General features: G+C 66.2%; 29 protein-coding genes. 6 read left to right on the plus strand and 23 right to left on the minus strand.

Annotated elements, in window-relative coordinates; all coding sequences use genetic code 11:
* The 6 genes from NKG99_RS20405 (at position 1) to frp (ending at position 5,514) form a co-directional block, all read left to right on the plus strand.
* Entirely contained in the window at positions 1–960 is a 960-nt protein-coding gene (locus NKG99_RS20405; RefSeq protein ID WP_352870427.1) for an ABC transporter permease, read from the plus strand.
* The gene (locus tag NKG99_RS20410; protein ID WP_352870428.1) at positions 957–1,844 is read left to right on the plus strand and encodes an ABC transporter permease; all 888 of its coding nucleotides are present in this window, start codon (positions 957–959) and stop codon (positions 1,842–1,844) included. The genes NKG99_RS20405 and NKG99_RS20410 overlap by 4 nt, the downstream gene beginning before the upstream one ends.
* A gap of 69 nt (positions 1,845–1,913) precedes the next feature.
* On the plus strand, positions 1,914–2,936 hold the full coding sequence (locus NKG99_RS20415) for an LLM class flavin-dependent oxidoreductase (RefSeq protein WP_352870519.1): 1,023 nt from the start codon (positions 1,914–1,916) through the stop codon (positions 2,934–2,936).
* A 38-nt stretch (positions 2,937–2,974) separates the two neighbouring features.
* The gene (locus tag NKG99_RS20420; protein WP_352870429.1) at positions 2,975–3,619 is read left to right on the plus strand and encodes a ThuA domain-containing protein; all 645 of its coding nucleotides are present in this window, start codon (positions 2,975–2,977) and stop codon (positions 3,617–3,619) included.
* Positions 3,620–3,630: 11 nt separating this feature from the next.
* On the plus strand, positions 3,631–5,124 hold the full coding sequence (locus tag NKG99_RS20425) for an aldehyde dehydrogenase family protein (protein WP_502911077.1): 1,494 nt from the start codon (positions 3,631–3,633) through the stop codon (positions 5,122–5,124).
* 54 nt (positions 5,125–5,178) lie between these two features.
* Positions 5,179–5,514 (plus strand): fluorescence recovery protein, encoded by a 336-nt coding sequence (frp, locus tag NKG99_RS20430; protein ID WP_352870430.1) that lies wholly within the window; start codon positions 5,179–5,181, stop codon positions 5,512–5,514.
* 337 nt (positions 5,515–5,851) lie between these two features.
* Here the strand turns inward: frp and NKG99_RS20435 are convergent, their stop codons facing one another.
* The 23 genes from NKG99_RS20435 to NKG99_RS20545 all read right to left on the minus strand — a co-directional run bounded on the left by NKG99_RS20435 (position 5,852) and on the right by NKG99_RS20545 (position 25,332).
* On the minus strand, positions 5,852–6,298 hold the full coding sequence (locus NKG99_RS20435) for a hypothetical protein (protein ID WP_352870431.1): 447 nt from the start codon (positions 6,296–6,298) through the stop codon (positions 5,852–5,854).
* A 4-nt stretch (positions 6,299–6,302) separates the two neighbouring features.
* A complete protein-coding gene (locus tag NKG99_RS20440) occupies positions 6,303–6,527 on the minus strand; it encodes a hypothetical protein (protein WP_352870432.1) in 225 nt (74 codons plus the stop codon).
* 19 nt (positions 6,528–6,546) lie between these two features.
* Positions 6,547–6,705, minus strand: coding sequence for a DUF3309 family protein (locus NKG99_RS20445; RefSeq protein WP_352870433.1), 159 nt, complete (start codon positions 6,703–6,705; stop codon positions 6,547–6,549).
* Between the two features lie 13 nt (positions 6,706–6,718).
* Complete coding sequence (locus NKG99_RS20450; RefSeq protein ID WP_352870434.1) at positions 6,719–7,861, minus strand: collagen-like domain-containing protein; 1,143 nt, start codon at positions 7,859–7,861, stop codon at positions 6,719–6,721.
* A gap of 9 nt (positions 7,862–7,870) precedes the next feature.
* A complete protein-coding gene (locus NKG99_RS20455) occupies positions 7,871–8,194 on the minus strand; it encodes a hypothetical protein (protein WP_352870435.1) in 324 nt (107 codons plus the stop codon).
* Positions 8,184–8,516, minus strand: a complete 333-nt coding sequence (locus NKG99_RS20460) for a hypothetical protein (RefSeq protein ID WP_352870436.1) — start codon at positions 8,514–8,516, stop codon at positions 8,184–8,186. The genes NKG99_RS20455 and NKG99_RS20460 overlap by 11 nt, the downstream gene beginning before the upstream one ends.
* Positions 8,513–9,802 (minus strand): hypothetical protein, encoded by a 1,290-nt coding sequence (locus NKG99_RS20465; RefSeq protein ID WP_352870437.1) that lies wholly within the window; start codon positions 9,800–9,802, stop codon positions 8,513–8,515. Before NKG99_RS20465 ends, NKG99_RS20460 begins: the two co-directional genes overlap by 4 nt.
* 15 nt (positions 9,803–9,817) lie before the next feature.
* Positions 9,818–11,356, minus strand: coding sequence for a hypothetical protein (locus NKG99_RS20470; RefSeq protein ID WP_352870438.1), 1,539 nt, complete (start codon positions 11,354–11,356; stop codon positions 9,818–9,820).
* Positions 11,357–11,552: 196 nt separating this feature from the next.
* Positions 11,553–13,274 carry an MCP four helix bundle domain-containing protein gene (locus NKG99_RS20475; protein WP_352870439.1) on the minus strand — a complete coding sequence of 574 codons (1,722 nt, stop codon included), beginning with the start codon at positions 13,272–13,274 and terminating at the stop codon, positions 11,553–11,555.
* Between the two features lies 1 nt (position 13,275).
* Positions 13,276–14,466 (minus strand): hypothetical protein, encoded by a 1,191-nt coding sequence (locus NKG99_RS20480; protein ID WP_352870440.1) that lies wholly within the window; start codon positions 14,464–14,466, stop codon positions 13,276–13,278.
* Positions 14,466–15,272 (minus strand): transglycosylase family protein, encoded by an 807-nt coding sequence (locus NKG99_RS20485; protein ID WP_352870441.1) that lies wholly within the window; start codon positions 15,270–15,272, stop codon positions 14,466–14,468. Before NKG99_RS20485 ends, NKG99_RS20480 begins: the two co-directional genes overlap by 1 nt.
* Positions 15,272–15,598 carry a hypothetical protein gene (locus tag NKG99_RS20490; protein WP_352870442.1) on the minus strand — a complete coding sequence of 109 codons (327 nt, stop codon included), beginning with the start codon at positions 15,596–15,598 and terminating at the stop codon, positions 15,272–15,274. The genes NKG99_RS20485 and NKG99_RS20490 overlap by 1 nt, the downstream gene beginning before the upstream one ends.
* Positions 15,588–16,910, minus strand: coding sequence for a tail fiber domain-containing protein (locus NKG99_RS20495; RefSeq protein WP_352870443.1), 1,323 nt, complete (start codon positions 16,908–16,910; stop codon positions 15,588–15,590). The genes NKG99_RS20490 and NKG99_RS20495 overlap by 11 nt, the downstream gene beginning before the upstream one ends.
* The gene (locus NKG99_RS20500; protein WP_352870444.1) at positions 16,885–17,382 is read right to left on the minus strand and encodes a GNAT family N-acetyltransferase; all 498 of its coding nucleotides are present in this window, start codon (positions 17,380–17,382) and stop codon (positions 16,885–16,887) included. The genes NKG99_RS20495 and NKG99_RS20500 overlap by 26 nt, the downstream gene beginning before the upstream one ends.
* Entirely contained in the window at positions 17,379–18,935 is a 1,557-nt protein-coding gene (locus NKG99_RS20505; RefSeq protein WP_352870445.1) for a hypothetical protein, read from the minus strand. Before NKG99_RS20505 ends, NKG99_RS20500 begins: the two co-directional genes overlap by 4 nt.
* 2 nt (positions 18,936–18,937) lie before the next feature.
* On the minus strand, positions 18,938–19,363 hold the full coding sequence (locus tag NKG99_RS20510) for a hypothetical protein (protein WP_352870446.1): 426 nt from the start codon (positions 19,361–19,363) through the stop codon (positions 18,938–18,940).
* 1 nt (position 19,364) lies between these two features.
* Entirely contained in the window at positions 19,365–19,907 is a 543-nt protein-coding gene (locus NKG99_RS20515; protein ID WP_352870447.1) for a hypothetical protein, read from the minus strand.
* Positions 19,908–20,014: 107 nt separating this feature from the next.
* Positions 20,015–20,968 (minus strand): phage major capsid protein, encoded by a 954-nt coding sequence (locus tag NKG99_RS20520; RefSeq protein WP_352870448.1) that lies wholly within the window; start codon positions 20,966–20,968, stop codon positions 20,015–20,017.
* Positions 20,969–20,996: 28 nt separating this feature from the next.
* Positions 20,997–22,199, minus strand: a complete 1,203-nt coding sequence (locus NKG99_RS20525) for a hypothetical protein (protein ID WP_352870449.1) — start codon at positions 22,197–22,199, stop codon at positions 20,997–20,999.
* Positions 22,138–22,461 (minus strand): hypothetical protein, encoded by a 324-nt coding sequence (locus NKG99_RS20530; RefSeq protein ID WP_352870450.1) that lies wholly within the window; start codon positions 22,459–22,461, stop codon positions 22,138–22,140. Before NKG99_RS20530 ends, NKG99_RS20525 begins: the two co-directional genes overlap by 62 nt.
* A complete protein-coding gene (locus tag NKG99_RS20535; protein ID WP_352870451.1) occupies positions 22,458–22,724 on the minus strand; it encodes a hypothetical protein in 267 nt (88 codons plus the stop codon). The genes NKG99_RS20530 and NKG99_RS20535 overlap by 4 nt, the downstream gene beginning before the upstream one ends.
* On the minus strand, positions 22,724–22,948 hold the full coding sequence (locus NKG99_RS20540) for a hypothetical protein (RefSeq protein ID WP_352870452.1): 225 nt from the start codon (positions 22,946–22,948) through the stop codon (positions 22,724–22,726). Before NKG99_RS20540 ends, NKG99_RS20535 begins: the two co-directional genes overlap by 1 nt.
* On the minus strand, positions 22,945–25,332 hold the full coding sequence (locus NKG99_RS20545) for a hypothetical protein (RefSeq protein ID WP_352870453.1): 2,388 nt from the start codon (positions 25,330–25,332) through the stop codon (positions 22,945–22,947). The genes NKG99_RS20540 and NKG99_RS20545 overlap by 4 nt, the downstream gene beginning before the upstream one ends.
* Position 25,333: the final 1 nt, after the last annotated feature.

Here is a 25,333-nt window from a genome sequence, read left to right on the forward strand (position 1 = left end):
ATGCTGACCGGCCGCATTCTGTCAGCGCGTGTGGGCACGCTTGTCCTCACGCTGTGGCTGGTCAGCATCCTGGTGTTCTTCGCCGGGCAGGTTTTGCCCGGCGATGTCGGCCGCGTCATGCTCGGGCCGTTTGCCGACGCGCAGGCCGTGGCGGAACTGAACAAACGGCTCGGCGCCGACCAGCCGGTTCTCGTCCAGTACTGGCTCTGGTTCAGCAAGGCCGTCACAGGCGATTTCGGCACCTCGCTGTCGATGCGCGCGCCGGTGGCCCCCTTCGTGCTGGAAAGCCTCAAGCGCTCCGCGGCCCTTGCCGGCATTATCTTGATCTTTCTCATTCCGCTCGGGGTTGGCGGCGGTGTCATCGCCGGTCTCAACGCCGGCCGCATCATCGACCGGCTGATCGTGATGGCGGGCGTTTCCTTCGGCATCGTGCCGGATTTTGTGTCCGGCCTGATGCTGCTCATCGTTTTCGGCCTGTGGCTGAACTGGTTTCCGATCTCAGGCGTTGCGCCAGATGGCGCGGGCTTCTGGACGCATGGCTATTATCTGATCCTGCCGGCGCTGCCGCTGGTGCTCAATCTTGCCGGCTACATAGCCCGGATGACACGGGCGGGGGTGATCGAAGCGATGGCCGCCGACTACACACGCACCGCCGTCCTGAAAGGGCTCGAGCCGCGCGAGATCATCCTTCGGCACGTGCTGCGCAATGCGCTGACCCCGACCATCGCGGTGCTGGCGACGCAGACCGGATACATGCTTGGCGGGCTGGTTGTGATCGAAGCGCTGTTCGGCATCCAGGGACTTGGCAATCTGGTTCTGAACGCGGCCAAGGCGCGCGATTTCCCGATGCTCGAGGCGGGCGTGCTGGTGATGGCGGCAATCTTCGTGCTGTCGGCGGCGGTGGGAGACCTGGTGCTGGCCTTGCTCGATCCGCGGCAACGCCGTCGGACCTCGTCATGACGGATCTGACGGAGTCTCCCGCACCACGGCGCGCCGTGGCCGCCTTTCCGGCAGTGCGCAGGATCCGCGGTGCTTTCCCTGGACTGCCCCCATCGGTCGTGATCGGAACGCTGCTGCTGCTGTTCTGGGTCGTATGCGCGGTATCAGGCAATCTCTTCGTTCCCTACGATCCCTATGCCGAGGATTTTCTGACGACGCTGACGCCGCCCGATGCCTTGCATTGGTTCGGGACCGATCAGCTCGGCCGCGACGTGCTGTCCCGCATTATCGTCGGATCGCGCGATATCCTGCTGGTCGCGCCGCTGGCGACGCTGGCCGGCGTTGCAGCCGGCAGCATCATTGGCCTGGTGCTCGGCTATTTCGGTGGCCTCACCGATGCCATCGGCGCGCGGCTGCTCGATACGCTGATGGCGTTTCCGTTCATCGTTCTCGTCACCATGACGCTGGTGGCGATCGGGCCGTCGAACCTGACCGTCATCCTGGTGATCGGCATCGCCTATGCGCCGTTGGTGGCGCGCACCGTTCGCGCCGCCGTGCGCGAGCAGAAGGAGCGCGACTATGTCAGCGCCGCCCGGCTCGGCGGTGAAGGCCCGCTTGCCATCATGTTCCTGGAAATATTGCCCAACATCAGGGAGACGATCCTCATCGAGCTCGTCACCCGGCTGGGCTACGCGTTCTTTTCGATCGCGACGCTGAGTTTTCTGGGCCTCGGCATCCAGCCGCCGTCGGCTGATTGGGGACTGGCCGTCGCCGACGGCTACGGCTTCCTGACCGGCGGCAAATGGTGGGTCGTCGTGTTCAATTCCGCGGCAATCGTCTCGCTGGTGATGGCGACCAACCTCATCGCACAAGGCATCGGCGCTTTCGAAAATAGCGATGCATGAGCCTTAATCCGCGCGCCGGAAAACGTCTTTTGCATTGAAGCCTGGCGCGCATCCTTATATCGCATGGCTATGAAGAAAATCGGTTTCCTGTCGTTCGGGCACTGGACGCCCTCGTCGCAATCGCAAGTGCGCTCGGCATCGGACGCGCTTTTGCAATCCATCGAGCTGGCCGTCGCCGCCGAGCAGCTTGGCGCGGACGGGGCGTATTTCCGCGTGCATCATTTCGCCCGCCAGCTCGCTTCGCCGTTCCCGCTGCTGGCGGCCGTCGGCGCCAAGACCAGCCGCATCGAGATCGGCACCGCCGTCATCGACATGCGCTACGAGAATCCGCTCTACATGGCGGAGGATGCGGGTGCCGCCGACATCATCGCCGGGGGGCGTCTCCAGCTTGGCATCAGCCGCGGCTCGCCTGAACAGGTGATCGACGGCTGGCGCTATTTCGGCTACGCGCCGCCGGAAGGCAAAAGCGACGCCGACATGGCGCGGCATCACGCCGAGGTCTTCCTCGACACACTGCGCGGCGAGGGGTTCGCACAGCCCAATCCACGACCGATGTTCCCCAACCCGCCTGGCCTGCTGCGGCTCGAGCCGCACTCGGAGGGTTTGCGCGAGCGGATCTGGTGGGGCGCGGCCACCAACGCGACTTCGGAATGGGCGGCGAAGCTCGGCATGAACCTGCAAAGCTCGACGCTCAAATTCGACGAGAGCGGCAAGCCGTTCCACATCCAGCAGGCCGAGCAGATCCGCATCTATCGCGAGGCCTGGAAGGCGGCCGGCCAGAAGCGCGAGCCGCGTGTCTCGGTCAGCCGCAGCATCTTCGCGCTGGTCAACGATCGCGACCGCGCCTATTTCGGACGCGGCAACGAGAGCCGCGACCAGATCGGCTTCATCGAGGAGAACACGAGGGCGATCTTCGGCCGCAGCTACGCCGCCGAGCCGGACGTGCTGATCAAGGAGTTGGCTGAGGACGAGGCGATCGCCGAGGCCGACACGCTGCTGCTCACCGTTCCGAACCAGCTCGGCGTCGACTACAATGCGCATGTCATCGAAGCGATCCTGACCCATGTCGCGCCGGCGCTGGGCTGGCGCTGACGTTCGGATCAAGGCGGATAACTCCAGGGAGGTACACCATGGCGAAGAGAGCGCTGATCGCCTGGGGCGGCTGGGAGGGCCATACGCCGGAGCAGAGCGCGAAGATCGTTCGCAACCTGCTTGAACGCAATGGCTTTGACGTCACGCTCGGCCAGGGCACGGCGGTGTTCGCCGATCCGGAGTTGGCTTCCTTCGATCTCATCGTGCCTGTCATAACGATGTCGACGATCGAGAAGGCCGAGCTGCAGAACCTGACGTCGGCCGTTCGCCAGGGCAGTGGGCTGGGCGGCTTTCACGGCACGATGGGCGATAGTTTCCGCAACGAGCCCGACTATCAGTTCATGACCGGCGGCCAGTGGGTCGCGCATCCCGGCGACATCATCGAGTATACGGTGGCCGTCACCAGGCCGGATGACCCGATCACATCAGGCATCGGCGATTTCGCCTACCGGTCGGAGCAGTATTACATGCATGTCGACCCGAGCAACGAGGTGCTGGCCACGACCACCTTCACCGACGCGCATTTCCCGGGGATAGGCGGCGTCGTCATGCCGGTCGTCTGGAAGCGTCGCTATGGCGCCGGAAAGGTTTTTTACAGTGCGCTGGGGCATAATGCCGACGAGTTCGCGGTGCCGGAGATGGCGCTGATCGTCGAGCGCGGCCTTGTCTGGGCCGCCCGTTAGAGGGCACGAGCATGACCGCACCGTTTAGGGATCTGCCGCTGCACACGCCCATCGACGGCCGGCACCGCAAGATGCTGATCGACGGCGCCTGGTGCGACGCGCTGAGCGGCCGGACCTTCGAGACGCGCAATCCCGCCACGGGCGCGGTGATTGGCACCGTGCCGCTCTCCGATTCCGGTGACATCGACCTCGCGGTGGCGGCGGCCCGGCGCGCCTTCGACGGGCCGTGGAGCCGGTTCAAGCCCTATGAGCGCCAAGTGCTGCTGCTGAAGATCGCCGACCTGATGGAGCGCCATTGGGAGGAGATCGCGCTTTCCGACACCACGGATATAGGCATGCCCATCATACGCACGCTCGCCAACAAGAACCGCGTGCTTGGCATGCTGCGCTTCTATGCCGGCATGGCGACATCTATTCATGGCCACACGATCGGCAATTCGCTGCCGGGCGACATCGTCTCCTACACGCGCAAGGAGCCGGTCGGCGTGGTCGGCGCGATCATTCCCTGGAACGCGCCGACCGCCGCGTCGATCTGGAAGATCGGTCCGGCGCTGGCGACCGGTTGCACCATCGTCCTGAAGCCTTCCGAGGAAGCGCCGCTGACACCGCTGCTGATCGGCGCGCTGATGATGGAGGCCGGGGTGCCGCCCGGCGTGGTCAACGTCGTCACCGGCACCGGTGCCGAGACCGGCGCGCCGCTTGCCGCCCATATGGACGTCGACAAGATCGTCTTCACCGGCTCGACAGCGACCGGCCAGAGCATCCTGCGCGCCTCGGCCGGCAACATGAAGCGTGTTTCGCTGGAGCTTGGCGGCAAGTCGCCGGTCATCGTCTGCGCCGACGCCGATCTCGAGCGCGCCGTGCCGATCGCGGCGATGTCAGTGTTCGCCAATTCCGGCCAGATCTGCATCGCCGGCTCGCGGCTGTTCGTCGAACGGCCGATCTACGAAGAGTTCGTCGAGCGGGTCTCGGCCTATGCGGCAAAACTCAGGATCGGCGACGGCGCCGATCCCGAGACCGAGATCGGGCCGCTGATTTCGCCCAAGCAACTCGAACGCGTCACGGGATTCATCAAGGATGGCACCAGCCAAGGCGCACGGCTGGTCACCGGCGGCAACCGCATCACCGAGGGTGCGCTTGGTTCAGGAAATTTCATCGCGCCGAGCGTGTTTTCCGGCGTCACCGACGATATGCGCATCGCCCGGGAAGAGATTTTTGGCCCGGTCATCTCGGCGCTGCCGTTCGACACGCTGGACGAGGTGGTGCGGCGCGGCAATGACACGCCCTACGGATTGGGCGCCGGCGTGTTCACCAGCGACCTCGGCAAGGCGCACCAACTGGCCAACCGCCTGCGCGCCGGCTCAGTCTGGGTCAACACCTACCACGCGATCGATCCGGCGGTGCCCTTCGGCGGCTACAAGATGAGCGGCTACGGACGCGAGGGTGGGGCCGAGCACCTTGATGAATATCTCAACACCAAGGGCGTCTGGATCCGGACGGATTGAGAGGGGCCGTCTGGCGGCGTTTTGCAATGGGATGATCGAAAGACGGAGAAAATCATGAATTCCAGGGAAAGCTGGTCCACATCCGAAAAGAAGATCGCACGCCGCGCCTTCGACGCTGCACTTGAGGTGGCGCTTGCAACGACGATGGCCGAATTCAAGAGCAAGGCCAACGCCGCGACAGTCGCCGCCGACATGTGGGACGTCGAAGACTATTTGCGTGAACAGCGACGGGAGATCGACCGGACGTTCGACTACCGCTACTCCCAGCTTCTTTTCGTCTTCGCGGGTCTCATTCGGGCAGGCTATCTCGACGAGAACCTGCTCGCCGGCCTGTCGCAGGACAAGCGGGAGGTCATTCGCCGGGATATTGCTTTTGCCGAGAGCCGCTGAAGTCACGAGGGCGTAGCAAGGCAAGATGGCGCTCTACGGCGCCCCCCTCTGTCCTGCCGGACATCTCTCCACCCGTGGGGGAGATGTCCGCAAGGAGGGGGTCTTCGGATGGGTCTGATGACATTGATTTTCCTGCATAAAAGGTTGAAATCCACAGAGCACATCGGAGCGCTTCCCCAAGAAAATCCCTATGACGCTTTGTCGCACTTGGTCGCCCCGTTTCGCCCCGTTTAGCACCCTGTCATCCACAAAAAAAGGCCCGCCATCCTTTCGAACGACGGGCAGTTCAGGGAAGAAACGTCCCGAGAGGGACATTTGTCCCCACCATGGGGACCTCTTACTGCTGGCGCGGCGGCGGCACGACTTGGCTCTCCATGCGCTGCAGCGTCTGGTTGGTCAGCGCGATCTGGGTGGAGATCGACGACAGCTGCGTGCGAAAGTCAGCGAACTGGTTGGAATAGCTTTCGGTGATGCGGCTGATCCGGTTGTCGGTGTTCTCGTACTGCTTTTCGAGCGAGGTGACGCGGTAGTCCATCTGGTCGAGCTTGGCCAGCTGCCTGTTGATGGCCTCGATCTGCTGGTTGATCACCGCCCGATATGCCGCCTCGTCGGCCTGCATGTCGCGGTGCCGCACCTCGTGGGCCTCACGCCACTGGGCGAGTTCCGAGATGTTGGACTGCGTCGTGCCCCACGAGATGCCGACCAGCACGAACGTCCCCAAGAAGCCCGCGAGCGAAATCACGGTGTTGAGGTTGACCGACTTCAGGTCGATGTCGCTCGGCACTAGCTTACTTTCCGGCGGCGGCGGGCGTCACACTGTCGGTGAACCACGTCTTCAGGGCCCACGTCACCACCGCCTGCACCGCTTGGATGCCAGCGACGATCTGGACCTGCACCTCGGGCGGGATGTTGACGCCGAAGACGACGAGGATGGAGGCGGCGAGCGCGAGCGCCTGCGTCCAGTTGATCTTGGAGTACCATGCGCTTTTGATTTCTACGGTGGCCTTAGCCATTGGTTTTCTCCTTTTCAGTTCAGATGCGGCCCAGCAGCATCAGGATCAGGACGACGAGCAGCAGCAGGCCGACGAGGCCCGAGGGCCCATAGCCCCAAGCGGTCGAGTAGCCCCAGTATGGCCCGACCCCAACCAGCATGAGGATCAGCAGGACGACGAGAATGGTGGAGAGCGGCACGGTCTTTCTCCTTTCAACTCCAGTAGGTCGTGAGCTTGACCACTGGCCAGATCGTGCCCGTGGCCGCCTTCGGCCCGAACAGCGACCCGGTGGTGAGGTTGACATAAAAGTCACCGACGACGCCGGTCCCGGCGGCTGGATCGACAGTACCTGAGAGCAGATTAATGGCATCGAGGCCGGGATCGCCCTGCGGTCCCTGCGGGCCCGGCACGGTACTGTCGGCACCAGCCGGACCCATCGGACCAACTGGACCCGGCACAGTGCTGTCAGCACCCGGCGGTCCCATCGGGCCCACGCCTCCCTGAATGCCCTGCGGGCCGGTGTCGCCGGTCTCGCCTTCGGGGATCACGAACGAGATCGTCTGATCGGGTGACGCGCCCGTGATGTTCACCTCGGCGGGAGACCCGGGGGCTCCGGTGGTGACGGTCCCGACTGTCAGCACATTGGGCTCGCCGGGTTCGCCTTGTGGCCCGACCGGCCCCGGCACGGTGCTGTCGGCACCAGCCGGACCCATTGGGCCGATGCCGCCCTGAATGCCTTGGATGCCCTGAATGCCCTGCGCGCCGACATCTCCCCGTGGAAGGACGAAGGAGATCGTCTGGTTGGGCGCGACCCCGGTGATGATTGCGACCGCAGCCGAGCCCGGTGCTCCGGTGGTGACGCCGCCGACCGTCAGCACATTGGCCGGGCCCGGCTCTCCCTGAATGCCCTGAAAACCTTGTGGACCCCGAGGCCCGACCGGACCCGCAGGCCCGACCGTGACCGGTATGTTGATCGGCCCGAGCGGGGAGAGTTCGCCATAGGCCGCGCCCTTGAGCAGCAGCGTGCCTTTGGCCAGCAGGCCGATGGCCACCGGAGGATCGGCGGGGTTCTCGGCCTCGCGGCGCTGGTAAAGCTCCAGCGTGTAGCCCATGGGGTCCTTGAGCGCGCTGCCGGGCACCACGACGTTGCCGGCCCCGTCGACGTCATAGGCGAACACCCGGGTCGACGAACGCGCCATCAGCGCCAGCTGCGGCAGAAGCGTCGCCGGGCTGACCGGGTCGCGGCCCTGCGTCAGGAACGTCAGGTCGAGATCGAGGTCGACACCAGCCGGCGACAGCGCCGACAGCATGGCCGGCTCCAGACGGCTGATGACGACGGTGCGCGCCAGACCCATGGCCTACTCCTATGCCGACGCCGCGAAGGCGTTGGCGCGACTGTCCCAGATAGACGCAAGCACAAACTCGATGTCGCCATCAGGCACGGCATCGCCCCCGATGTTCTCAATCTCGTTGGCAATGGTGGCGTTGGCCGCGACGATGTGCAGCGCGAGCAGCAGCGCCTTGTCCTGCCCGGTCATGACCAGCCCGGCATAGTGGATGCGGTTGGCGTGGTTGGCGGTCGCCGGGTCCTCGGAGGCGACCTGCTGCGCCGCCTTGAGCGCGAGGAAGGCGACCCGCGTGTAGAAGATCGGGTCGCTGGCGGCGGCGATGATGTCCTTAGTTGCCATGGAAAACTTCTCCCAAGGTTGGGCCGCCGAAGAGGTCTTCGGGGGCGTCGGTGATCTGTTGATTGAGCGGCACCGAGAATGCGGCAATCGGGCCGTAGTCGCCCGCGTTGGCCTTGTCCCAGACCTCGCGGCCATGAGCGGTGTCGGCGTCGGCTGTGGTCGAAAAAGGCACCGGCCCCAGCGCCTCAAGCTCGGCAAACAGCACGTCGGCATCGAGCATCGTGTGCTGGGCGTTGGCCCATCGGAGATTGGCGACGCTGACCACCGTGCGGTTCTGGTAGTCGATCAGGACTTCTTGGGGGATCGGGTCTTCGGCCATCATGCATACCTCACGGCAAGTGTAATTCTGCTCGTTCCCGAGCCGCCAGCGTAGCCCATCGTCCTCCAGCTTCCCCCGGGCGAACCGGAGCCAGCAGCTGCCGCGCTTGCATAGGTGAGGTTGGAGCCAGCGATGCCCATGCCTGCCGTAAAGATGCCGAGCCCTGCTAGATACGAAACAAAGGCATAGGAGCCAAGCGAGCCTGCAGCCGCGTTGGCCGTGTACGCCAGCGCAAACGCGTTCGCGCGGTTCTCGATCTGGTCGTAGACGGCCCCCGAGGCGGCCAATGAGGGGGCCAGTCGGCTCGCAGCCGCGCCCAGCGTGATCGGGCGCATGTAATTGTCAGCACCGGCCCCCGTCGCGTTCATGCCGATCAGGGCATTAACCGCATCAGAGCCCGCCGGATATTCGGAACGGAACAGGCGGGTTACGATGTCGCCGGAGCCATCACGCACCGCGACCGTGCTGCCTGCATTGGCTTGCGACGACTGGAAGCCGTCGAGCAGATCGGCATTGAGACCGGAGCCAGAGCCGTCATTGGCGGTGGTCCAGATGGTGTTGCCGAAGAGATAGCCCGCGCTGCTGACGGCGTCGAGGTCGAGCGGATGCGGGCCCTCGAACGCGCCATCGTTGTTCCGGTCGGCAAGGACGTAGAAGTGGTTGCTGTTGGCGTGGACCCAGAAGTCATAGGCGCTGGCATCGATGTCCTGCATGTAGAGCATCGGCCCCGAGCTTTGGAGCGTGATCTGGCCGGTGAAGGTCGCACCCGTGAGCGAGGCGTAGAGCGTGTCGAAATAGGTTTTCAGGAACGCCTTGAGGTTGGTGAAAGTCAGCTTCTTGACGACCCACGCAGCAGCACTGTCGGAGATGGGAACTTCGTCGGCATCGACCGGCGTTGTCTTGGCCGGTGCCGCATGGATTGGCGTCCCGAGCGGGGCCGCGTTGACGAAGGCGGTGGTCGCCAGCTGGGTGGTGTTGGTGCCGGGCGCGGCGGTCGGCGCTGTCGGCACCCCGGTAAGCGCCGTGTTGGCGAGGAGGCCATCGGCATAGCTCTTGGTCGCCGCATCGGTGCCCACGGTCGGCGCGCCGACGTTGACCAGCTTCTTGCCGTTGAGGGGGATATTGGCGGTCGGCTGGCTCTGGCCGTCCTTGGTCAGGGTGTTCGACAGGCCGGCGGCGAAATTATCGTCTTCGCTGTCGTGGCGGTCGGACTTGATCTTGATGCCAGCCGCCGCGTCGCTCACCCAGTTCATCACCCGGTTGAAAGTGCCGCTTCCGTCAAAGGGCATGGTGGCCTCCTGTCGTCACCCGGTCGCCGATGCGCCGGGCATGTTGGTGTCGGGCTCGTTCGAGGCGAGCGGGATGGCCCGCTTCGCCCACAGCCGCATGATTGCTTCCGGCGACATGCCGGTGGCCTTCGCCGTTGCCTCGATCTGCGAGTTGAGCAGGTCGGGGATGGTGACCTCCGGCGAGCGCAGGCCGGTCCTTGGGCCGCCCTCGAACCACAGCCGCTCCTGCGCCTCTGCCGGCGTGATGCCGAGCTTCTGGGCGGCGATGCGGTTCGGGCTCTGGAACAGCGGATATTCCATCTGCGCCTTCCTGCCGGTGCCGGGAACGACCGCGCTGCCCATGCGGTCCTCGATGTCGCCGACCGGCAGCTTGCCCTCCTTCGGAAAGCCGCCGCCCTGCTTGTAGACGTCGAAGGCCTCGGGGCTGGTGAACCACTCCTTCGGCAGGCCGCCGGGGTTGAGCCGGTCGTAGGCGTCCAGCACCTTGCGGATGTTGTGGGTGTCGACGGTGGGGTCTTCCATGTTGCCCATCCAGTTTTGCTGGAAGGTGTAGGGCTTGGAGTTTTGCCACGGGTCGACCGTGCCCTTGGCGAACTGGTCGGCCAGATCGGTGTGCATGCCCATCATCGCAAAGCCCGGCCTGTTGCCCTCGGCCTCGCGCCGGGCGCTGGTCAGCGGGTTGCCCTGACCGCGCTCGAACATCAGCAGCGAGGCGTTGCGAAGGTTCTGCGGCGTCGCCGTGCGCGGCGAGGTCGCCGCACCCTGTCCAGACCAGTCACCCATGAAGTCGAGCGCCTCTTGCGGCCTGAGCCCGGCGCGATCCTCCAGCCCGGCCAGCACCGAGCCGGTCGAGTAGAACGGCGGCTTGCTGGTCGGCATCTTGGTGAGGTCGCTGGCGAGCAGATCGCCCAGCGCCTGCTGGTTTTCGAAGATGCCGCGCGCGCGGTCGTTCTTCGGCAGCTTGACGTCGCCGGTCGGCATCGGCGGCAGTTCGCCGGCCACCGAGCGCTGCGGCACCAGCTGCTTGGTCAGTTCGGGATCAGCCGGGCCAAACACCGGATCGGTGGCTGGCGGATAATCCGGCGAGCGCTGCTGTTCGGCATGGGCGAAAATCTTGTCGATCAGCGGCTGGTTGCCCTTGGTCTGGACAGCCGGCGCGGCCAGCTGGGCCAGTTCCTCGCGCCCGACCTTGGCTGCTCCACGCTCGCCCGCAGCCAGCGCCCGGGCCTCCGGGCCGATCTCGGGGATAGCACCCAGCCCGGCAAGCGCCGCACCCCTCCAGTCGCCCGCCTTGGCGGCTCTGGCGGCATCCTCGGCGGCCATGGCGGTGCCGGTGCCGGGTGCCAGGCCAAGCAGCGTCATGCTGTCGCGGCGCGCCTCGTCGTAGGGCTTGCCGCTGATCTTGTTGGCCGCCGTGCCCATCAGATCGGCCAGCCGGTCGCGCCAGCTGGGGTCGTAGTTGGTCAGTTCACCGGTCGCGCCGGGCGGCAGCTGCTGCTCCGGGTGCATCCGGCGCTTCTGGTTGGCGATCCATTGATCCTTGAAGCTGGCCACTATTGTACTCTCACTTCACTTTCTCTATATTCAGGGCTCAACACACCGGGCCTTGAAACCATGATTGTCCTCGCCACCGTCCTCCTGATCGTCGCCGCCCCGTTCCTGTACCTGCTGCTGTTCTGGCTGGCTGGCACGGCGTTGCTTGCCATCAAGGGCGTGGTCGCCAGTTTGCGTAATCCTGACAACTGGAAGGTCACCGCCTTTCTCTCCTCGCCCGCTCCGCTTGCGCAGCCGCGATCATCGCCGACAGCATCTGCCGGTCGGTCGACACGGTAGGTCCCTGCCTGCCCAAAAACGCCTGACCCGGTCGTGACGTAATCCATGCGTCACGCAGCGCCGGGAAGCCCGCAGCGGCCAGCCCGGCAGTGCCGCCCAACAGTGCCCCGCCGGGGCCGCCAAGACCTCCCAACATTCCAGCACCGCCGCTCGCCGCCGCAGCGGCCAGAGGGATCAGCCCGGCCAGCGATGCGCGCTGCCTCGGGTTGGTGCCAGAGTTCGCCGTCTTGTTCATCGTCACCGTGCCGCTCTCGGCAAGATCGGTCAGCGGGTTCTCGCCCGCCGCCACCTCGCGGCGGCCCTGCGTCGCCTTGATGCCAGCCTTCAACTGTGCCGGGTTGATGAAGCCCTCGGCGGCACCGGCACCGGGTGAGGCCTTGGCGCGCTCGATGGGCAGGAAATTGCGGTACTGGCCGCGCACCTGCCGGAAGGCATGCTGATCCTCGGGCGACAGGTTGCGCCCGACCGCGTCGTCGAGGGCGTCCTGAAAATCGATCATCGCCGCGCGCACGCCGTCGTCGGTTGCCTCGGAACGGATTTTCTCGTTGATCTTCGAACGCGCCGACGCATAGCCCGCGCCGGTCAGAACCCCGCCATTGCCGGCGGCATTCGACGCGAGGTCATTCATGACATCCTCGACCACCGGAGCGACGAGCGGATTGTCGCGCGTGTAGCTCACGGCGGTGTTGATCAGATCGTTCTGGAGCGGCTGGTCGAATGGCGTCGTTGAATTGGCCGTCAGGCGGTCGAACTCTGCCCCCATGCGGTCGAGTTCCTGTCGCATGGCAGGCCGGGTGAATGCCGACGTGCCGCGCGGGAAGCCTCCTTGGACGTTGGCGGCGGCCCTAGTGAAGGCTTGCCCCTGCCGCTCCTGTGCTGCCGTGCCTCCAGCCACGTCCTCGGCGGCGAGCAGGCGCGGGTTGGCGGTCCTCTGGGCTGCGCTGAGAGGAACCCCATGGGCGCGCATGACGTCGATATGAGGTTGACGCGACGGCGGGATCGGGCGCGGACGAGAGAGCCGGTTAAAGGTGCCGGGAGGGGAAACACCCCCGAGAAGACTGCCGCCCAGCTTGGCGGCCTCGACCCAGCCCGGCGATGCACCCAACGCCTCGGCTGCCGCACCTGCCCCTTCAGTGCCCAGCGCCGCGCCACCACTAGTCATCGCCTTCTGGGCGAGGGAGCCGGGACCTGCGAAGACGCTGGGGGCGACCTCCAGCCCGGTCTGGACGACCTTGCCGGGGAACGTCTGGGCCGGCACGTCCTGCCCCTCGCCCAGTATCGGGTCGGTCAGCTTGCGCACGCCTTCTAGGCCCAAAGCCGGGCGCACCTGTTGGCCGAAGGCGACGTTCCCGTAGGCCTTGTCGAAGTCGGACATCGTCTGTTCGCCGCCACGGACGAGGCCCATGTCGTTCATCGCCGACAGCACCTTGCGGATCAGCCACGGGGCTCCCGCCGAAGCCTCTGCCGGGCCAGCCGGGACCAACTCCATTCCGGTGCGCAGGGCACGCGGCGCGGTGGCCTCGATGTCCTCGCCGATGGTGGGCTGTGCCTTCTTCGTCATCCACTCTGGCAGGCCGCCGCCAGCCGCCGGAGTGGTGGCGGCTGGGTCAGGCTGCATCATCCATGCAGGCAGGGGCATGTCAGCCTCCTCCCGGTGCTGGCGTGAACTTCCACGTCGTCTGGTCGGCGATATTTCCGACGCCACCCCAGACGCCCGTGCGGCCATCGGGGAACGTGTAGGACACGTTCGGCTTGATCAGCGGCAGGTCGCTTGGAAGCGGTTGCGGCTGGCTGCTGGGCGTCGATCCTCGGTCATCCGGTCCCGCCGGCACCGGCACTTCCGCTGGTGCCGTATAGGGCTTGAGGTCGCCGAACGACGGCACGACCTTCTCGGTGGGGATGCCGCTTTCCTTGGCGAGGTTGGAGTAGAAGTCGGCGGTCTTGCCGTAGGCGTCGGAGTAGCCTTTGACGCGGCTCCAGCCTTCCGCCAGCATCCCCTGACGGACCTCTTCAGGCAGTCTCGAACCCGGCTTGGCGGTCAGATATTTGAATTGCCCGGCCAGCTGCGCGGGCAGGTTGCCGGTCAGTTCCACCGCCCCGCTTTCCGACTGCCGCACCACGGACGTCGGATCGAACAGCTTGGCCAGAGCGATGACCATGTTGAGGTCGGCCTGCGGCGTGTCGCGCGTGGCCGCGTCCTGCATCGACGACCAGATCGGCACCGCCTGCGCCATGTTCTTGTAGCTGGGGTCGGAAATGACGTCCTGACGCACGCCGGAGATGTCGGAGATTTTCGGCGTGCCCGCAGCCTTGGCCGCCGCCTCGCGCGTCAACTCGTTCTGACCGGCGGTGGCGGCCAGCGAGCGTCCCTGCTGGGCCTCTTGGAAGGCCTGCGACGCTGCCGTCTGGCCCTGCGTCCAGTCCCGCTGGCTGGCAACATCGGCCAGCTGCTGCTCGCGCTGCCTTGCCGCAGCCCGGGCCTGCGTTGCGCCCTCCAGCAGCTTGGCACCGAGATCGGGGTCCAGCTGATAGGCCTGCCCCCACTGCTCGGATGTCGCCCCTGTCTCAGGATTGATGCCCGTCAAGATGTCCGTCAGCCGTTGCCGGCCCTCGGCCTCCTGCTGGGATGCCTTGCGCTCTTCCAGCCCGGTGAACAGTGCGTTCGCCATCTGGCCGAGGCCGCCGGCAATGGTCGAGGAGCCCGGGTTCGGGCCGGAGAGCGAGGCCTGCCGCTCGGCCAGTTCCTTCTGGCGCGCCATCAATTCCGATAGCGTCATGCCGGCGGCACCGCTGGGAACGCCTGCGGAGGTGAAATTCGCGATCCGCGCCATCAGACCAGCCTCCCTGCATTCAAGCGCGCCATGACCTGCGCCAGCTGCTGGCGCTGCATCTCGGCCTGCTGCGGATCGATCACCGGCATCGATCCGGCATTGACCCGGGCCGCCGCCGGCTGTGGCGCGACGTCGTAGCTGAACGGCTTGAAACCGCCCGCCATCATTCCCTTGCCGCCTTTCAGCAGCGCCTCGCCGAGCCGATCCCTGAGCGATGTCGGCTGCTCGGCTTGAGGGGCGGCAACAGCGCCCATGCCGGCCTCGGAGCCCACGCCACCTCCAGCCGCTTCCACGGGGCCGCCAGGGCGGTTGGAGAACAGCGAGGCTATACCGAGAGGATCGGCGCCGCGACCGCCGCCAGCCGCCTCCACGGGCCCCTGTGGGCGCGTCGAATAGCCGGCGGGCTCGATCTGCTCCTGACCCTTCGGTCCATCCATGACGCGCGGCTGGGCCGCCTGCGGCGGTGCTGCGGCTTGACCGCCGCCGCCGCCGAAACTCTCGCCATGCATGGCGAGGTTCTCGCCAAGGGTGCGCGAGGGGTCAATGGGCCTGCCAGTCGCCCGCATGGCGGCAAGCGTGCTTTTGTCCCAGCGCTTGAGCGGGATTTTCGAAGCGATCTCGGCCTGCTGCTCGTAGCTCGCCTGCATCGGGTTCGACGCATATTTCTGGCCGCCGAAATCGTTCCACGTTCCGGTCGTGATCTGGAAATAGCCTTGAGCTTGGCCCGACGAGGTGCCTTGATGGGTGTTGGCGACGTTGCGCCCACCGCTTTCATTTCTGAGCAAGGCACCAAGCAGAGTGGCCATCAGCGGCTCCCTCCTCCACGTTCACGCGCCCATGGCTGCTGCGAGCCGCCACGGCTACCGCTCATGGTCTGGGCGAGCTTGTTGCGGTTCTGGGCGGCCACAGGCAGCGCTGGGCTTTGCGGCGGCGGCACCGGGCGCTGCGCCGACGCCATGATCGCCTGCACCATCTCGGGCGTCAGACCGGTCGCCATCCGCGTCGGATCGGTCGGCAGGAAGTTGACGAAGTTCGGCGTGAACGGCGCGGTCTGGCCCTGCGGCGCAATCGTCGAGGCCGGCGGTGCCGGGATGTTCGGCTCGGGGTAGTTGCTGGAGCCGCTAGAACCCATGGCTCAATCCTCCTGTGTGTCTGGCGACCAGCAGGCGGTAGTCGACCACGTCGAAGCCGTCGATCTCGATGACGGCGTCCGGGTGCAGCTGGCGCGCCTCGTCGGCCATCACGCCCGCGCTCGGCTGCGGCTGGCCCTTGAACCGGAAGCGGTAGAGCGGCACGCCGGCCAGCTGGCCACCGAGCGGCTCGATGTCTTCCTTCAGCCGCCGGTCGGATGCCTTGAACATGCCGCCCAGCAACGACGAGCCGAGGCCGAACAGACCCTGATTTTGCTGCGCGGCGGCGTTGGCCTGGTTGGCGTAATTCTGGCCGATGTACTGGCCAATCGGGGCGGCGTTGATGCCCTGCTGCGAGAACGGCTGGAACTGCGGCACGGTCACCTGAGAGCCGCTCATCAGCGCCGAGATTTCGTTGATCGGCTGGTTCCTGAGCGACGTGCGCTCCTGCATCTGGCCCTGCCGCAGATTGTTGAGGAAGGACGAGTAGTCCTGCCCCATCTGGTACTGCTGGGTCGCGGCGGTGTTGCCGAAGCCAGCCCGCTCCGCCGCCTGCTGGTAGGCCTGCTGCTGTGCCGCGTTGGCGAACTGGCCCTGAGCCGCGCCCTGCGTGAAGCGCTGGTTCTGGGCCTGATTGTAGGCATCCTGCGAGGCGCGGCTTTCCTGACCGCTGCCGAGATAGGCCTGCATCTGCGCGTCGGTCAGCGCCTTCTGGCGGGTCTCGTCGACCGAGGAATACTGCGCCGAGCCGGGGTTGAGGCCGCGCGCCGCCATCTGCACGTCCTGCGCGGTGTTCTGCTTGTTGGCGGTGTCGAGGTAGCGGCTCATCATCGCGTCCTCGACGGCCTTGCGGTCGGTCGGGGCCTGATCCTGCCGCACATCGCCGCCGGAGCCGATGCCCATCTGCACCGGGTTGTTGCCGCCATAGGTGGTGGCCAGCTGGCCCGGTGCCTGCCCCGCCGACCAGTCCTGCAGGCCGGTGGTGTCGAGGCTGGTGCCGAGCAGATTGTTGAGCTTGGCCGATTGCTGCACGCCGGTCTGGCCGAGATTGTACTGGGTCTGCGTCTGCAGGCCGAGCAGCTTCTGCTGGTCTGGCGAGAGCGTGGTGTTCTGGGTGTAGCGCGGCACGTATTGCGGCTTGCCCTGCGCGTCGTAGATCGTCTCGTAGCCGGCCAGCGCATAGGACTGCGAGCCGTAGGGGTTGTTGATGTTCGGGTTGTTGATGATCGACGACCCGGTCGAGGCTCCCAGATCGGCGGCCTGCTGCGCCGATGCCTGCTTGTAGGGATCAGGCGGAGAGGGGCTGGAGACCATGATGTCCTCCCGGTGCTGTGGGTCGAATGGAGGTCTGCGCCGGGTCATAGCCGGGCAGGAAACGGCAGTCCTCGGCGAGCATGCCGAACATCAGCGCGTCGCGGCGGCCCTCGACGCCCATGCGCAGGAAGCCCTCGTAGACGAAGCCCAGCCTCCTAGCGTTGGAGATCGCCCGCTCGTTGGTCGGATCGATGAGCGCGGTGATCCTGACCGCTTGGGTGAACAGGGCCCTGAAGGTCGTCCTGAACAGCTTGCGGGTGACGCAGCGCTGGTCGACACAGGCGGCGTTGAAGTGCCAGTCGAACCACGTCTTGGGCTCGGCGGCGATGACGCCGACGACGGCCCCGTGCTCGTTGGTGGCGGTGACGCAGAACCAGTGGCGCATGTCCTGACGGGTGAAATCGATCCCGGTTTCCTCGGACAGGAAGGCCTTGGCATAGTCATCGAGTGGGTCAAAGCTGATCTTGATCATCCGAACAGGCTCCCGGGTTCGTAGATGACATCCCAGCCGGTGAGCGCGAACTCGCAGTTGGAGATCAGCGCCACCAGACGCGGCGCGCCGACCCGACCGATGACGCCGACGCCGGACCAGTTGTTGTGGCCGACGAGCGCGCCGCCCCAGCTGTCGACGTCCCACGTCGCAAGCTCCCACGTTCCCGCCGGGCCGCCGCCGAGCGTGACGTCGGGCTGGTTGAGCGGGTCTGAGGTGTCGTAGTCGACCTTGATGTCGACCATTGCCCTCGGGGTGCCGTCCGTCTGCAGGTACGGCAAAACCATTTTGAATTGTTTGGTGGCCGGCGTGCCGAAGCTCGACCACGCGCCCTGCACGTCGACCCGGATCGGCTTGCCGGCATCGTTGAGGTTGAGCGAACTGACCTCGTAGACCTTGCCGTCGTCGGAGCCGATGTAGAGCCGGTTGTCGACCCAGCCCCAGCTGCGCGCCGGCAGCGCCGACCACGTCGCCCACTGCAGCCCCGGCGTGAAGCGGACCATCTGCCGGTAGACCTTGCCGCCATGCGGCAGGTTGGCGATCATGCGCCCCGACGTCGGATCGAGCAGCACGCCCCAGCCGGGCACGCCGCGCTGCGCGGAAGCCTTGGCGAAGGCCGAGAACACCTGCCTGTCGGAAAGCTTGCCCAGCTGCTCGGTCTCGGCGCGCATCAGCCGCGACATCGGCACCAGCCCGGTCGAGATCAGGACGTGAAGCTCGCCGCCATAGTTGACCACCGAGCGCTTCGACATCGGGCTGTCGAAGTAGTAGACGCCGGTCAGCGAGAAATCGGTGTCGGGGTCGATGCCGGAATAGATCGCCGCCTCGCCATTGTCGGTGAATACGACCAACTGGTCGTCGAGGCCGTCGCCGCCGTCGACCGTCCATGTCGCGATGGCCCTGATGGTGCCGCCGCGCTTGAAAATGGCGTTGAGCGGAAGCTCCTTGACCTCGCCGGACTTCTGCTGCAGCGGCAGATAGTAGACCGAGCGGTTGCTGCTGTCGGCGAACCACAGCCGCTTCTGGTGCGTCAGCACGACGTTGAACTGGTCGGGCACGATGTAGGGCTTGCCGGCGGGCGCGGTGACGACCTCCTTGACCATCGCCGCGCCGTCCCAAGACCACACGCCGTCGAGGCCGTTGACCATGACGGAGTAGACGGTCGAGGCGAGGTTGGAGAAGGAGGTGAAGCTCCAGTCGTTGCCGGCGAAGCCGCCATGGACCACCGTGCCGTCAAGCGTCACAACGCTGCCGCCGGAGGCCGCCGCGATCTTCTTCGGCGCGCCGAAGAACGGCACCAGCGTCTCGACCGGCGCGCCGCCGGCAAGCGTCAGTTTCACGGCGATACCAGGGCGGGCCCTGATCAGGTTTTCCTCGACCGTCCAGTTGTCGAGCACCACCGCCGACAGCGGGTCGCCCTCGACCAGCTTGGAGGTCAGCGACAGGCCCTTGAGCGGTGCCGAGATGTGCCTGACGGCGGCCATCGACCGCTTGGTGCGCGCGGGCGTCGGCTGCGTGTAACGGGACGGCATCATTCTCATGTGATCCGCCCCTCGTCGAGTTCGAGGTCGAGCACCACGGCGTTGGCGCGCGCGCCGAGCTTGTTGAGGCGCGACAGGAAATCCCGCATCTCCTCGCCGAACTCGAGCCCCTTGGCCTTAAGGAACCGGTATTTCACGCCGTCGATGGCGAGCCGGCTGTCGAAGGCGATCAGGTCGCTGTCGGAGGTGATGCCTTGCGGCTTCGGGTTCTCGTCGACGTCGACAACCCACACGCCATCGCCGAGCGAGACCTTGTAGGGCTGCTCCAGAAGCACTTCGTCGGCGACCGCCGAGAGCAGCGCCAGCATCTGGACGATGTCCTGATCAGCCGAGGCCACCGCCGTGGTGATCGGGCGCTGGGCGATCCCGATCTCCATGGAGGCCTGCGAGATGCAGTCCTTGACGCTGATCAGGCCGGGCATGTCAGGCCACCTTCTGCCGAAGCGAGTTGATGATGCCGTCCTGCGCCTTGATGGTGCTGCCGAGTTCCTTCACCTGCTCCTTCAGCACCTCGATCTGGCTGTCCTTCTCGCGGATGATGATCTCGTGGCGACCGATGTCCTTCGACATGTCGATCATCTTTTTGGCCCGCTCGGCCAGCGCGCGCAGTTCGCCCGGCATCGTCTCGTTGCCGCGCCCGGAAAGCTTGGCCAGCTGCTCGACGGTGTAGACGTCGCGGGCCGCCAGCATGGCAAGCTCGGCGGCGGAGATCACCGGCCACAGCGCCAGCGGGAAGCCCTCGGAGGCCGGCGTCTTGCGCTTGGCCTGCTGCTCCTTCAGGAACAGCTTGTAGGGGCCTTCGTAATCCTCGAAATCGGCCTCGGTGGCTTCGCGCTCCAGCTGCAGGTAGGGCGGGCGCGACAGCTTGATTTTCACGGTCTCGCGGTAGTGCGGAAGGCCGTCCTTGGAAACGCCATCCTCGGCCCATCCGGTGAAGAAGCGCGCCAGCGTCGGGGTGTCAGACATGAAATTCTCCTTCTGATCCTTTGAGAGAGGGCGGGCAGCGCGGATCAGGACACCGACCGCCCTCAAGGCCGCGCCTTACCTGTGACGTAAGGCGCGCCTTATAGGGGTCAGCCGGTCAGCAGGATGCGGCCCTGCATCGCCCGGTTGGACAGCGTCAGCCCGCCCATGAATGCGATGTGCCTAGTCACGGCATCCATGTCGGGGGACTGGTCAGGCAGGTCGAGCGGTTCGAAGTTGCGGCCCGAGTAGACCTCGAACTTGAGGTATTTGGTGTTGAGCATGTAGCCGCCGACAAGCCCGGTCGCCGCGCCGTCGAAGGTGAGCGCCGCCTGCTTGTATTTCAGCGTCTCGAAGCCGAGAGCGCCGAGCCTCGCGTCGGCATAGCGCTGGTTGTCCTGCAGGCCGCTCTCGTAGGTCGAGTAAATCTCGGCGTCGGCCAGCACCAGATCGGGGTGTTCGGTGCCGCGCACCAGCTTCATCCACAGCGCGTTTATCCCCGCCTTGACGGCGGCGAATTCGAGCGTGCCGGCGTTGCGGGCTATGGGCTGGAACTGGTTCCTCCAGAACGCCCATGTCGCGCTGTCGATGCCGCCGACCGTGCCGGTGCCGTCGTTGGTGACGAAGGCCTTGAGACCGGCGAAACTTTTCGCCACCGTGCCGTCGCCGTAGACGGCCTTGGTGATGTTGTTCTTCATCGTGGCTTCGGCGTTGTCGAGCTTGCCCTCAAGCAGGTTGAGGATGCGCTCGCGGCCCCGGTTCTTGGCGAGATCGGGACCGGACAGGGTGACGGATGCCACCGCGTTGGCCGGCTCGTAGTCCGCCTCGGAGATGGTCTCCTTGACGGCACGCGACAGAAGCTCGGTGCCGACATACCAAGCGAAGGTCTCCTCGGCATAGGTGAGCGGGGTGGAAATCGCCTTGCCGCCGTCGATGACGCGGATGCGGTCGCCCTGCCTGAGCATGGCGGTCACCGCATTCGAGTTCGAGACGTTGTCGGCGAATTCCTTGTGGTAGTTGTTGATGGTGGTCGCCACCAACTGGTTGACAGTCGGTTCAGGCATGATGGGCTCCTATGGGGCTTCCTGCCCCCTAGATGCCGACCTCGTCCGCTGAAGCCTCCAACGTTGCGCGCAAGCCCTGAGCCTTGCCATCAGGCTGCTGCGGCTTCGACACGGGCGAGGTGATCCCCCGCACGTTCGACCGCACCGCCTGCCGGGCCCGCCGGTTGTCCTGCTCTTTCTGCTTCGCACTCTGCGCGGCAGTGACCAGTCCTTGCCGGATTGTGGGCACCATCCAGAGCGCCGTCTCGTAGGCCTCGCGCAGGTCGCGATCCGGGTTGGCCCGGAAAAGCTCGATGATCTGCGGCAGCACGGCGTCGAAATGCGGGTGCAGCAGGTTGCCCTGCTGATCCTTCTCGTCGGCGAAGCTGTCGATACCCCATCGTGTGACCCGCTGGACCTCGGCAGTCTGCCTCTGGGCATCCTGCTGGCGCATCTGGTGCAGTTCGCCCCTGAGCGCCTGCACGTCGTTGAAGGTCTTGCCGAGGTGGTCGGCAAAATACCGGATAGCCGGGTCCTTGAGGTCGTCTTCGGAAAGCTGGCCCGCCAGTCCCGACTGGCTCATCTGGCCTGTCGCCGCTGAGTTGAGCCCCATGCGCTGCCCGAGTTCCTGCCACAGCTGGAAACGGACGTCCGGATTGGGGTCCATCGCCCGTTTGTGGAAGCCTGCCCACTGCGCGATTGCGTCGAAGGGAGAGGCTCCCGCCTGCTGCAGCGACCCGGAAATGACCGGGTCCTGGAATACCGGGGCCAGCGCCTGCGTGAACTGAACTGCTGTCGCGTTGGCCTGCGCCTTCGCCTGATAGTCCTGCTCCATGGCGCGGTGTCGGTCCAGAAGGAAGGTCTGTCCTTCGGGGTCGAGCCGCGCAAACATTTTGCGGGCCTGTTCGGGCCAATGCTGCGGTGGCTGATTGCTCCCTTGGGCTGGATCAGCCGGCTTCGCCTCACCGGGCGCGTCATCGTCATTCTGGGGCGGGGCTGGATCGGCATCTTCCGCCGATTGCTCTCCCGGCTTCGCCTCCGCTTTGGCGGCGAAGCGGCCCAGAGTATCGCGTGGTTGCCCCTCCTGTCCACCCTGCGCCTCATCGGCGGCCAAGGTGTCGTCGCTATTGCCGCCCTCGTCGGCGACTTCGTCCCATGTCTCTTCGGCGATCTGGCGCAGCGATTTGCGCTCAGTCTGGGCCGGCGGCGCGGCCCCGTTTGGAGGGTTCTGTTGTTCCTGATCCTGAGCCATCGCTGGCCTCCTTCAACTGGACCGCGCGGCCACGGCTGTAGACGTGGTCGCGGGGCAAATCGCGCGGGTCGAACGCGTCGACCGCGCGCATCTCGGCGTCACGCTGACGCCACGACGTGACTTCCTTGCCCGTCACGGGGCTCTCGAACGGCTCCATGCGGCTGATCCTCGGGGCCGGAAAAATGGATCTGAAATCGGCCCGCGCAGCCGGCACGGAAGCCTTGTCGACCAGCTGCCCGTCGCGCATCACCCAGACGGTCATTTCGCCTCCAGCGCCGCCTTGCGGGCGAACATCAGGGCGGTCTCCACATGCGTGGCGGCAATGGCCATCCGCCGCGACTGGAAGACATGGTCCTGATGCTCGCCCGGCGGTCCCGACCCCTCGGCCTCGTGCATGGCGGCGTAGAGGACGTCCGCCGCCACCTTGATCGCCTCCAGATGGTGCATCTGGCGGTCGGTCAGCGGCTCGCCGGTCTCGTAGTTGACCGGCACGCCGAAGCGCGTCGGCTGGTCACGCGGGCCCACTACTTCACCGCGTCTTCGCTGTAGCCGTTGATCTGGGCCCATGTGCGAAGCGGCGGCGAGCCGGTCGGATAGGGCTCGCGAGGCGAGATGTCGACGAGCGTGGCTCGCACCGGCTCCTCGACGACCTTGGTCACCGGATCATCGCCGGGGTTCAGTTCGCTGTAGGTCTTGAAGGTGTCGGGACCGGTCTTGGCCCGTGGGGCTGGCTGCGGTTCTTTGGTCATCTCAGACCTCCTGTTGGTTGCGGGATGGGTGGCATGCCGCCATTGCCGCCGGGACGTGGCGGCACGATGGGCGGTGGACCTGGCGGACGTCCCGGCGGTCCACCCGCGCCGGGATGCCCACCTGCGCCGGGCGGTGGAGAGGGAGGAACACCGGGGCCCGGCGGAGGCGGTGGCGGCGGCTGCTGGGCCATGACCTGCAGCTGCTGCTGAAATTCGGAGATCATCTGCACGACGCCGCGTGAGTAGCGCACCGGGTGCAGGAACATCTTGAGCAGTTCGAGCGACAGCTGGACCACCTGCGGCGGCGGCATGACCTGCGTCATCAGCATGGCCTGCGTGCCCTGCATGACCGCCTGTATCGACTGCATGATCTGCGCCATGGCCTGCTGCTCGGCCTGCTCGTCGGCGACCACGGTGCTGTCGGCCTCGATGTCGATGGCGCAGGTGCGCTGGAAATCGGAGCGCAGGATCGCCATCACCTGCGGCGTCACCGCCTCGCCGGTCATTGCCTCCAGCGTCGCGGCATCGAAATTCTGGGCGATGATCTCGGCCTTGAGGCGCAACAGGTCGCGCACGAAATTCGCCGCAGCGGATTTTGCATCCTCCAGCCGCGACACGCCCATCGAGCCCTTGATGCGCTGCGCGGTCGCCGTCTCGGAGGCCTTGGTCGCGCCGCGCATGATGTCGGAGATGCCCATGATTTCGTAGATCGCCTGCTTCTGCTGCTCGCGGGCGAGGAACAGCTTGTCGAGCGCGTTCATGAACTCGACGATGGGCATCAGCCAGATGTGATTGTTGAGGCCGCCATTGATCAGGTCGACGCCCTCGACCGGGATCATCTTGTTGTCGCCGGCTGTCAGGATGTCGGCGACCTCGCGGGAGGCGGCATTGTAGCCGCCGCGCACCTTCACTTGCTTGGTCAGCTTGGAGATGCGGTCGGAGGTCTCGTCGAGATCGGCGGCGAGCTTGGCGTAGAGGTCATAGAACGGACGCGGGATGCGGCTGTCGGTGGTGGTCACTGCCAGCATCGGGGCCGGGATCGGATAGAAGCCCTCCAGCTGCAGGCTGTCGGGATCGACGCGCAGCACCAGCCCGGAGACCTCGCGAATGAACCAGATGATGCGGCGGCTGGCGCGGTCCCAGATTTCCCACACCATCGCCTTCTTGACGTGGTCGCCGAGGTTCTTGGCCGACTTCAGCGCCGAGCCGCCGCCGACTGGCGACTTGGCGGCGCTCTCGTCGGTCCATTTGAGGATGTCGCCGAGCCGGCCCGCGCCCTTCAGCTTGTCGTACTGCTCGGAGCCGGCGAACTCGGTCTCCAGCTGTTCCTTGGTGAACAGGTGGCGGAAAGCGATCCAGTCCATGTCGGCGACGGAGCGCACCGGGTCGACCAGCAGGTCCTCCCAATAGACATACTCGTCGTCGACCTCTTCCCAGACCTTGATTTCCTGCTGCGGCGGCTGGCCCTCGGGCCCCGGCAGCGGCGTGGTGCCGTCGCCGGCCATCACCGGCCTGTCGACCATCTGCGGCTTCCAGCGCACGCGGCACACGCCGCGCCCGGGCAGCAGCACGTCCTTGATCGCCATCTTGACGGCCTCGTGGCTGTGCTCGTCCTCGACGACGACCTCCAGCGCCTTCTGGATGACGGAGGCGGCGGTCTCGATGTCCTTCTGCGCCGGGCGGCCCGGAGCCGGCTGCGGACCCGGCGGCGGCGGTGGCGGCAGCATCGGCGGCGGCAGCGAGCCCATCGCCATCGGGCCGGGCGACATCGGACCCGGCTCGGTGCCGGGCAGCATGATCGGCGCGCCCGGGGGTGGACCCGGTGGACCCGAAGGAGCGGGCTCAAGTCCACCCGGTCCCGGCGGCGGCATCGGCGGGGCTCCAGCGCCCGCAGGCGGTGCCCCCGGCATGGGCGGTGCCCCCGGAGGAAATGGCACTCCGGGGGCCGTCGGCGGGCCTCCACCGGCCACAGGTGCAACGCCGGGGGTGGGGGGCATCGGGGGGCCCGGCGGCGGCATCGGCGGCGGCGGCGGCGGCTCCGCGACCTTGGTGAACCGGGAACGGACCACGGGCGTCGGTGGCCGTTGGTAGACCGCCGGCAGCATCACCTCGGTGTTGGCGAACAGGATGTTGAATGTCACCGGGCCAGCCGACAGCCTGCCGGTGCGGGTGTTGCGGGTCTCGTTGCGGTAAATCTGGATGATCTCGCGGCCCCGCTCGCGGAAGTCCCGTTCGGCCCGCTCGGCGTCCTCAAGGCAGCGCGACCAGTAACCGGTGTCGACCTCGGAGGCGTCGGGTTCGGGCGCGGCGGTAACACCATCGGGCTTGCCGCCAGCGGATGGCGTGTCGGTCGGCAGCGGGGTGAGATCGGGGTCCTGCGCCATC

The sequence above is a fragment of the Mesorhizobium sp. M1409 genome, from assembly GCF_040317535.1.
Lineage (GTDB): Bacteria > Pseudomonadota > Alphaproteobacteria > Rhizobiales > Rhizobiaceae > Mesorhizobium.

Coding starts and splice junctions, on each gene's coding strand:
- NKG99_RS20405 (WP_352870427.1), top strand. CDS start 1: ATGCTGACCGGCCGCATTCTGTCAGCGCGTGTGGGCACGCTTGTCCTC.
- NKG99_RS20410 (WP_352870428.1), top strand. CDS start 957: ATGACGGATCTGACGGAGTCTCCCGCACCACGGCGCGCCGTGGCCGCC.
- NKG99_RS20415 (WP_352870519.1), top strand. CDS start 1,914: ATGAAGAAAATCGGTTTCCTGTCGTTCGGGCACTGGACGCCCTCGTCG.
- NKG99_RS20420 (WP_352870429.1), top strand. CDS start 2,975: ATGGCGAAGAGAGCGCTGATCGCCTGGGGCGGCTGGGAGGGCCATACG.
- NKG99_RS20425 (WP_502911077.1), top strand. CDS start 3,631: ATGACCGCACCGTTTAGGGATCTGCCGCTGCACACGCCCATCGACGGC.
- frp (WP_352870430.1), top strand. CDS start 5,179: ATGAATTCCAGGGAAAGCTGGTCCACATCCGAAAAGAAGATCGCACGC.
- NKG99_RS20440 (WP_352870432.1), bottom strand. CDS start 6,527: ATGGCTAAGGCCACCGTAGAAATCAAAAGCGCATGGTACTCCAAGATC.
- NKG99_RS20450 (WP_352870434.1), bottom strand. CDS start 7,861: ATGGGTCTGGCGCGCACCGTCGTCATCAGCCGTCTGGAGCCGGCCATG.
- NKG99_RS20455 (WP_352870435.1), bottom strand. CDS start 8,194: ATGGCAACTAAGGACATCATCGCCGCCGCCAGCGACCCGATCTTCTAC.
- NKG99_RS20460 (WP_352870436.1), bottom strand. CDS start 8,516: ATGATGGCCGAAGACCCGATCCCCCAAGAAGTCCTGATCGACTACCAG.
- NKG99_RS20465 (WP_352870437.1), bottom strand. CDS start 9,802: ATGCCCTTTGACGGAAGCGGCACTTTCAACCGGGTGATGAACTGGGTG.
- NKG99_RS20475 (WP_352870439.1), bottom strand. CDS start 13,274: ATGCCCCTGCCTGCATGGATGATGCAGCCTGACCCAGCCGCCACCACT.
- NKG99_RS20480 (WP_352870440.1), bottom strand. CDS start 14,466: ATGGCGCGGATCGCGAATTTCACCTCCGCAGGCGTTCCCAGCGGTGCC.
- NKG99_RS20485 (WP_352870441.1), bottom strand. CDS start 15,272: ATGGCCACTCTGCTTGGTGCCTTGCTCAGAAATGAAAGCGGTGGGCGC.
- NKG99_RS20490 (WP_352870442.1), bottom strand. CDS start 15,598: ATGGGTTCTAGCGGCTCCAGCAACTACCCCGAGCCGAACATCCCGGCA.
- NKG99_RS20495 (WP_352870443.1), bottom strand. CDS start 16,910: ATGGTCTCCAGCCCCTCTCCGCCTGATCCCTACAAGCAGGCATCGGCG.
- NKG99_RS20500 (WP_352870444.1), bottom strand. CDS start 17,382: ATGATCAAGATCAGCTTTGACCCACTCGATGACTATGCCAAGGCCTTC.
- NKG99_RS20505 (WP_352870445.1), bottom strand. CDS start 18,935: ATGATGCCGTCCCGTTACACGCAGCCGACGCCCGCGCGCACCAAGCGG.
- NKG99_RS20510 (WP_352870446.1), bottom strand. CDS start 19,363: ATGCCCGGCCTGATCAGCGTCAAGGACTGCATCTCGCAGGCCTCCATG.
- NKG99_RS20515 (WP_352870447.1), bottom strand. CDS start 19,907: ATGTCTGACACCCCGACGCTGGCGCGCTTCTTCACCGGATGGGCCGAG.
- NKG99_RS20520 (WP_352870448.1), bottom strand. CDS start 20,968: ATGCCTGAACCGACTGTCAACCAGTTGGTGGCGACCACCATCAACAAC.
- NKG99_RS20525 (WP_352870449.1), bottom strand. CDS start 22,199: ATGGCTCAGGATCAGGAACAACAGAACCCTCCAAACGGGGCCGCGCCG.
- NKG99_RS20530 (WP_352870450.1), bottom strand. CDS start 22,461: ATGACCGTCTGGGTGATGCGCGACGGGCAGCTGGTCGACAAGGCTTCC.
- NKG99_RS20540 (WP_352870452.1), bottom strand. CDS start 22,948: ATGACCAAAGAACCGCAGCCAGCCCCACGGGCCAAGACCGGTCCCGAC.
- NKG99_RS20545 (WP_352870453.1), bottom strand. CDS start 25,332: ATGGCGCAGGACCCCGATCTCACCCCGCTGCCGACCGACACGCCATCC.